We start from the raw sequence: 6,569 nt of genomic DNA on the forward strand, positions 1-6,569 counted from the left end.
GCCCGCGCCCCAGAAAAAGTGAAAGAAGAGATCCAGTGACGCTCCCTCTTCCCGCGTTGATCGCGGTCGGAGTCGCAGGCATCCTCCTGCTCCTCCTGCTGATCATTCGATTCAAGATGCAGGCGTTCTACGCCCTCATCCTCGTCTCCATCGTGGTCGGTCTCGCAGCCGGCCTGCCGATGACGACCATCGCAGCCACGGATGACACCTCGGAACGCCTGGGCATCATCCAGGCGATCATCTCGGGTGTCGGCGGAACCCTCGGTTCCGTCGCCGTCCTGGTCGCGCTCGGCTCGATGCTCGGCAAGATCATCGAGCTGTCCGGAGGCGCCGAGGCCCTCGCCGGCAAATTCACCAAGTGGCTCGGACCGAAGCGCGTCGGCGTCGCTCTCGTCATCGCCGCAGCGATCCTGGCGATTCCGGTGTTCTTCGACGCCGGGTTCATCATCCTCATCCCGATCATCTTCGCGTTCTCGAAGATTGCGGGCCTGAACCCGATCAAGTTCGGGCTTCCGGTCGCCGGAATCATGCTCGCGGTGCACGTCGCGGTCCCGCCGCACCCCGGCATCGTGGGCGGCGCGACGCTGCTGGGCGCCGACATGGGCTGGGTGCTGATCTTCTCGCTCATCATCTCGATTCCGCTCGCGGTGCTCTCCTTCTGGACGGCCAAGGTCATCAACCGCAAGGAATTCGCGATGATCGAGGCGACGAAGGAGATGTTCGACAGCTTCGGCACCGAGCAGACCTCGGTCAACGCGGGTCTGCGCGATGGCGAGAAGGCGCCGAGCGCGTTCACCGTGCTGGGCCTGATCCTCCTGCCGCTGGTGCTCATCATGGTCGGCACGACCGTCGCGCCGACGTTCGAGGCGGGCACGTTCTGGAACGGCTTCCTCTCGATGATCGGCCAGCCGATCTTCGCACTCATGGTCGCGATCGCCGCGGCGATGTTCGTCCTCGGTGTGCGCCGCGGCTGGTCCGCCGGCAAGCTCGGCGAGGTCATGGAGTCGGCGCTGCCCGCAGCCGCCGTCATCATCCTCGTCACCGGTGCCGGTGGCGCCTTCGGCAAGATCCTCACCGAGACGGGCATCGGCGGCGCTGTCGCCGAGCTGCTGAGCGGTTCGGGCATGCCCCTCCTGCTGGCGGCCTTCCTCATCTCGCTGATCATGCGCGCCGCGCAGGGCTCCGCGACGGTCGCGATCACGACGACGGCAGGTCTGCTTCTGCCGACCGTCGCGGTCCTCGGTCTCGACACGATCCACATCGCGCTCGTCGCCGTGGCTATCGGTTATGGCGCCCTCGGCCTCAGCCACGTGAACGACTCGGGCTTCTGGATCGTCACGCGCTACCTGGGCCTGTCGGTCAAGGACGGCCTGCGCACCTGGACGCCGCTGACCACGGTCCTCGGTGTCGCCGGGTTCCTCATCACCTGGCTGCTGTACGCGGTCATTCCGATGAGCTGACGACCTGTTCTGCTGTCAGGCCCCGGTTTCCGCATGCGCGGAAGCCGGGGCCTTACTCTTTGCCCGCGTGCCGGGTAGCCTCGCGGGCATGACCACGGTTGCGGAGAACATCGTCCACACGCTCACCGCCAACGGGATCGACCGCGTGTACGGCATCCCCGGCGACTCGCTCAACGGCTTCACGGATGCCCTGCGCAAAGACGGGACGATCCGTTGGGTGCACGTGCGGCATGAGGAGTCGGCGGCTTTCGCCGCGGCGGCGGATGCTGCGCTCACCGGCGATCTGGCGGTCGTGGCGGGCTCCTGCGGGCCGGGGAACCTGCACCTGATCAATGGGCTGTTCGATGCGCAGCGTTCGCGAGTCCCGGTGCTGGCGATCGCGGCCCATATCCCCACGGAGGAGATCGGCACCGGGTACTTCCAGGAGACGCACCCGCAGGAGCTGTTCCGCGAGTGCAGCGTCTATGCGGAGTACGTGGCGGACGCGAAGCAGATGCCGAGACTGCTGGAGATCGCGATGCGTGCGGCGATCGAGGAGCGGGGCGTCGCGGTGCTCGTGATCCCCGGTGACGTAGCGCTGGCGGAGATCGCGGATGACCGCGCCACGGTGGTCCCGCGCACACGTCCGGTCGTGACACCGTCGCCGGATGAGCTCGAGCAGGCGGCGACGATGCTGAATGCGGCGAAACGGGTGACGATCCTCGCCGGCGCGGGCGTCGAGGGCGCTCATGACGAGGTCATCGCCCTCGCGGAGCGTCTCGGTGCACCGGTGGTGCATGCGCTGCGCGGCAAGGAGCATATCGAGCACGACAATCCCTATGACGTGGGCATGACGGGGCTGCTCGGCTTCGCCTCGGGGTTCCGTGCGATGGATGCCGCCGACACGGTGCTCGTGCTGGGCAGTGATTTCCCGTACACGCAGTTCTATCCGGATTCGGCGTCGACGATCCAGGTCGATATCCGCGGCGCGCAGCTCGGTAAGCGGCATCCGCTGGATCTGGGCCTCGTGGGCGATGTCGCAGCGACGATCGACGCGCTGCTTCCGCGTCTCGCGCATCAGGAGGACCGCTCGCACCTGGAGGATGCGGTATCCCATTATCGGAAGACCCGGGCGAAGCTCGACGAGTTGGCGGTGCCGGCGAAGGGCGGTTCTCCGATCCATCCGCAATACGTCGCGCGGCTGATCGATGCGCAGGCCGCGGACGATGCGATCTTCACGGCGGATGTCGGTTCACCCGTGGTGTGGGCCGCGCGCTATCTGACGATGACCGCCGAGCGCCGTCTGATCGGCTCGTTCACGCACGGATCGATGGCGAACGCCCTCATGCACGGAATCGGCGCCCAGGTGGCGCGCCCGCAGCAGCAGGTGGTGGCGTTGGCCGGCGACGGGGGGCTGGCGATGATGCTGGGCGAGCTCATCACCCTCACGCAGAACCGGCTTCCCGTGAAGGTCATCGTGATCAACAACTCGTCCTTGAACTTCGTGGAGCTCGAGATGAAGGCGGCGGGCTTCGTCACGTACGGCACCGATTTGGAGAATCCGAACTTCGCGGCGGTCGCGGAGTCGCTGGGGATCTTCGCCCGTCGGGTGGAGCGCAGCGAAGACCTGCCGGATGCCGTGCGGGAGGTCCTCGCCCACGATGGGCCTGCGCTGTTGGACGTCGTGACCGAACGGCAGGAGCTGTCGATGCCGCCCTCGATCACCGCGCAGCAGGTGAAGGGGTTCGCTCTTTACGCCATCCGGACCGTGATGTCGGGGCGGGGAGACGAGCTGATCGACCTCGCGCGGGCGAACTGGCGCCAGCTTTTCTGATGCGTTTTCGCGCGAGGCGCGCCCGGGGTGCGGGGCTCGGTTCGGCGTGGGCGCCGCTATGCCCTACACTGGAGGGGCAGTTGTCTGCATTCTTTTTCTGTGCCTCTGGGTGCAAGATGGAGTGCAGACCCAGGGATCCCCGGATCTCTAGGGCGGTAGCTCAATTGGCAGAGCAGCGGTCTCCAAAACCGCAGGTTGCAGGTTCGATTCCTGTCCGCCCTGCGCGTCAGCGCACGCTGACACACGAAAGGTACATTCATGGTGGATCAGGACGAACCGCGCGGCGATATCGTCGCGGCTGGCGGCGCCGCCAGCGTGAAGCGGCTCGGATTCTTCGGGCGTATCGCGCTGTTCTTCCGTCAGGTGATCGGTGAGCTGCGAAAGGTCGTCACGCCGACGCGCAAGGAACTGTTCAAGTTCACCGCCGTCGTGCTGGTTTTCGTCGTGATCGTCATGGCATTCGTCTATGGCCTCGACGCCGGCTTCTCGTGGCTGACGAGCCAGGTCTTCGGAGTCCCGCAGTAAGCGGTTCTCCTCGCGGTCATGACCGCATGATCAGAAAGAAACAACGTGTCTGAACGATATCCCGACGACGCCGATTGGGCGCCCTCTGCGGAGCAGTCCAGCGAGGACGACGAGGCTCAGGAGGGGAACATCCTCTCCGAGGAGGAATTCGCCAGCTCCGCTGCCGAAGAAGTCGCCGTCCACATCGAGGACGACGCCGCGGATGCGGTTGTAGAAGGCGCAGAAGACATCGATATCGAAGACCCGGAGGCGGACGCGATCGTGAACGACGCTCTGAACCTGGACGAAGCGGCAGAATCAGAAGCTGCTGCTGAAGTCCTCAACGAATCTGTCGCAGAAGAGGTCGCCGACCTCGAGGCTGCGGCTGCAGAAGAAGTCACGCCCTACGACGGTCCGGATGTGAACGGCGACGACGATGTCGACGCCTACGCGGAGTTCCGCGCAGACCTGCGCATGCTGCCGGGCAAGTGGTATGTCATCCACTCCTACGCCGGGTTCGAGCGCAAGGTGAAGGCCAACATCGAGCAGCGCAAGTCGACGCTCGAGGTCGAGGACGACATCTACCAGGTCGAGGTCCCGATGGAGGACGTCGTCGAGATCAAGAACGGCCAGCGCAAGATGGTCACCCGCGTGCGCATCCCGGGCTATGTCCTCGTGCGCATGGAGCTCAACGAAGACACGTGGTCGGTCGTCCGCCATACTCCCGGCGTCACCGGCTTCGTGGGCAACGCCCACAACCCGACGCCCCTGCGCTTCGAGGAGGCCTTCAACATGCTGAAGGCCCTCGTCGAGGTCAAGGATGCGCCGACCGCCAAGAACGTCCAGTCCAAGGGCGGCGTCGCCGTCGCGCGCCCCGTTGCGGCCGAGGTCGACTTCGAGATCGGCGAGACCATCACGATCAAGGAGGGATCGTTCGCGGGTCTTCCCGGTTCGATCAGCGAGATCAAGCCTGAGAGCGGCAAGCTCACGGTCCTCGTCTCCCTCTTCGAGCGCGAGACGCCTGTCGAGCTCTCGTTCGACCAGGTCACCAAGATGCTCTGAGATTCTTCTCAACGCAGAACGGCCGCCCCGAGGGGCGGCCGTTCTGCGTTTCCGGATCTCCCTCCAGATCAGGTAGACTTGCCTGGTTTGTGTGCGCTTTCAGCGCTCAGGAACGCACCGCGACCCGGATCCGCCGGATTCGCGGGAGAGCGGGTGCTGAGCATCCGCTCGAGGAAAGGAAGAGGAAATGGCACCGAAGAAGAAGGTGACCGGCCTGATCAAACTTCAGATCAACGCCGGCGCCGCTAACCCGGCTCCGCCGATCGGCCCCGCGCTCGGTCAGCACGGCGTGAACATCATGGAGTTCTGCAAGGCGTACAACGCCGCGACCGAGTCGCAGCGCGGCAACGTCGTCCCCGTCGAGATCACCGTCTACGAGGACCGCAGCTTCACGTTCGTCCTGAAGACCCCGCCGGCTGCTGAGCTCATCAAGAAGGCTGCGGGCGTGCAGAAGGCTTCGGCCACGCCGCACACCGTCAAGGTCGGCAAGATCTCGAAGGACCAGGTCCGTCAGATCGCCGAGACCAAGCAGGCCGACCTGAACGCGAACGACATCGAGGCTGCGGCGAAGATCATCGCCGGAACCGCTCGTTCCATGGGCATCACGGTCGAGGGCTGAGGAGAATAATCATGGCAAAGTCCAAGGCTTACAAGGCTGCAGTCGAGAAGATCGACGCAGACCGTTTCTACACTCCGACCGAGGCTGTCGCCCTGGCCAAGGAGACCGGATCGGCGAAGTTCGACTCGACCGTCGAGGTCGCGCTGAAGCTCGCTGTCGACCCGCGCAAGGCGGACCAGATGGTGCGCGGCACCGTCATCCTCCCGCACGGCACCGGTAAGACCGCTCGCGTCATCGTCTTCGCGACGGGCCCCGCGGCAGAGGCTGCCATCGCAGCCGGTGCTGATGAGGTCGGCGGCGCCGAGCTCATCGAGAAGGTCGCCGGCGGTTGGACCGACTTCGACTCCGCCGTCTCGACCCCGGAGCTCATGGGTCAGGTCGGTCGTCTGGGTAAGGTCCTCGGACCCCGCGGCCTCATGCCGAACCCGAAGACCGGTACGGTCACCCCGAACCCGGCCAAGGCCGTCGAGGAGATCAAGGGCGGAAAGATCGAGTTCCGCGTCGACAAGCACTCCAACGTGCACTTCATCGTCGGCAAGGCCTCGTTCTCTGCTGAGCAGCTCGATGAGAACATCGGCGCGGCTCTCGAGGAGATCGTGCGTCTGAAGCCGTCGAGCGCGAAGGGCCGTTACATCCAGAAGGGTGCGGTCTCGACGACGTTCGGCCCCGGCATCCCGCTGGATGTCAACGCCATCTGAGGCTGATTGCTCGAAGGGCCCCCACCGTAAGGTGGGGGCCCTTCGTCGTTCGCCGGCGGATCGTTCCTCGGTTTCATGCGCGACACGCCCAAGTGAACGGCTCGATTTGCCCGAACCCCGGAACCCGCGTAACTTATTACTCGTTCGCCCCACAGGGAAGCGGAAAGGCCTCTGGGCCTGCCCCCCCCTCAAGCGGCAGAACAGCTCCAAATCTCAACTTGAGAGTCTCAGTCACTTGTGACTAAGATAGGAGATCTACCCATTCGGCAGGCTTCACGGCTTGCATCCGGATCTCGGATCCGGTTGGGCGTGTCGATTTGACAAGCTCGAGACGGTGGGTAAGATAGAGAAGTTGCCCTTCGGGCCTGGTCGTGAGGCTGGGTCGTGGGAGCATCCGATCCTTGAGAACTCAA

Annotated in this window: 6 protein-coding genes and 1 tRNA gene; all 7 read left to right on the plus strand. The window is 64.9% G+C overall.

Features of this window, described 5'->3' with window-relative positions; all coding sequences use genetic code 11:
• Nucleotides 1-35: 35 nt before the first annotated feature.
• The 7 genes from Q0Z66_RS08650 to rplA all read left to right on the plus strand — a co-directional run bounded on the left by Q0Z66_RS08650 (nucleotide 36) and on the right by rplA (nucleotide 6,156).
• On the plus strand, nucleotides 36-1,460 hold the full coding sequence (locus Q0Z66_RS08650) for a GntP family transporter (protein ID WP_298040238.1): 1,425 nt from the start codon (nucleotides 36-38) through the stop codon (nucleotides 1,458-1,460).
• Between the two features lie 88 nt (nucleotides 1,461-1,548).
• Nucleotides 1,549-3,273: a ubiquinone-dependent pyruvate dehydrogenase gene (gene poxB / locus Q0Z66_RS08655; RefSeq protein WP_298040239.1), complete on the plus strand. Its 1,725-nt coding sequence runs from the start codon at nucleotides 1,549-1,551 to the stop codon at nucleotides 3,271-3,273.
• Nucleotides 3,274-3,422: 149 nt separating this feature from the next.
• Nucleotides 3,423-3,495, plus strand: a tRNA-Trp gene (locus tag Q0Z66_RS08660).
• A 39-nt stretch (nucleotides 3,496-3,534) separates the two neighbouring features.
• Nucleotides 3,535-3,798, plus strand: coding sequence for a preprotein translocase subunit SecE (secE, locus tag Q0Z66_RS08665; RefSeq protein ID WP_298040244.1), 264 nt, complete (start codon nucleotides 3,535-3,537; stop codon nucleotides 3,796-3,798).
• Between the two features lie 45 nt (nucleotides 3,799-3,843).
• The gene (nusG, locus tag Q0Z66_RS08670; RefSeq protein WP_298040241.1) at nucleotides 3,844-4,839 is read left to right on the plus strand and encodes a transcription termination/antitermination protein NusG; all 996 of its coding nucleotides are present in this window, start codon (nucleotides 3,844-3,846) and stop codon (nucleotides 4,837-4,839) included.
• Nucleotides 4,840-5,026: 187 nt separating this feature from the next.
• A complete protein-coding gene (gene rplK / locus Q0Z66_RS08675) occupies nucleotides 5,027-5,458 on the plus strand; it encodes a 50S ribosomal protein L11 (protein WP_298040242.1) in 432 nt (143 codons plus the stop codon).
• Between the two features lie 11 nt (nucleotides 5,459-5,469).
• Nucleotides 5,470-6,156, plus strand: coding sequence for a 50S ribosomal protein L1 (gene rplA / locus Q0Z66_RS08680; RefSeq protein ID WP_298040243.1), 687 nt, complete (start codon nucleotides 5,470-5,472; stop codon nucleotides 6,154-6,156).
• The last annotated feature ends 413 nt before the right edge of the window (nucleotides 6,157-6,569 follow it).

The sequence above is a fragment of the uncultured Microbacterium sp. genome (assembly GCF_947632095.1).
Taxonomy (GTDB): Bacteria; Actinomycetota; Actinomycetes; order Actinomycetales; family Microbacteriaceae; genus Microbacterium.

Excerpts from the sequence above, each read along its gene's own strand:
- rplA (WP_298040243.1), top strand. The coding sequence starts at position 5,470 with ATGGCAAAGTCCAAGGCTTACAAGGCTGCAGTCGAGAAGATCGACGCA.
- rplK (WP_298040242.1), top strand. The coding sequence starts at position 5,027 with ATGGCACCGAAGAAGAAGGTGACCGGCCTGATCAAACTTCAGATCAAC.
- poxB (WP_298040239.1), top strand. The coding sequence starts at position 1,549 with ATGACCACGGTTGCGGAGAACATCGTCCACACGCTCACCGCCAACGGG.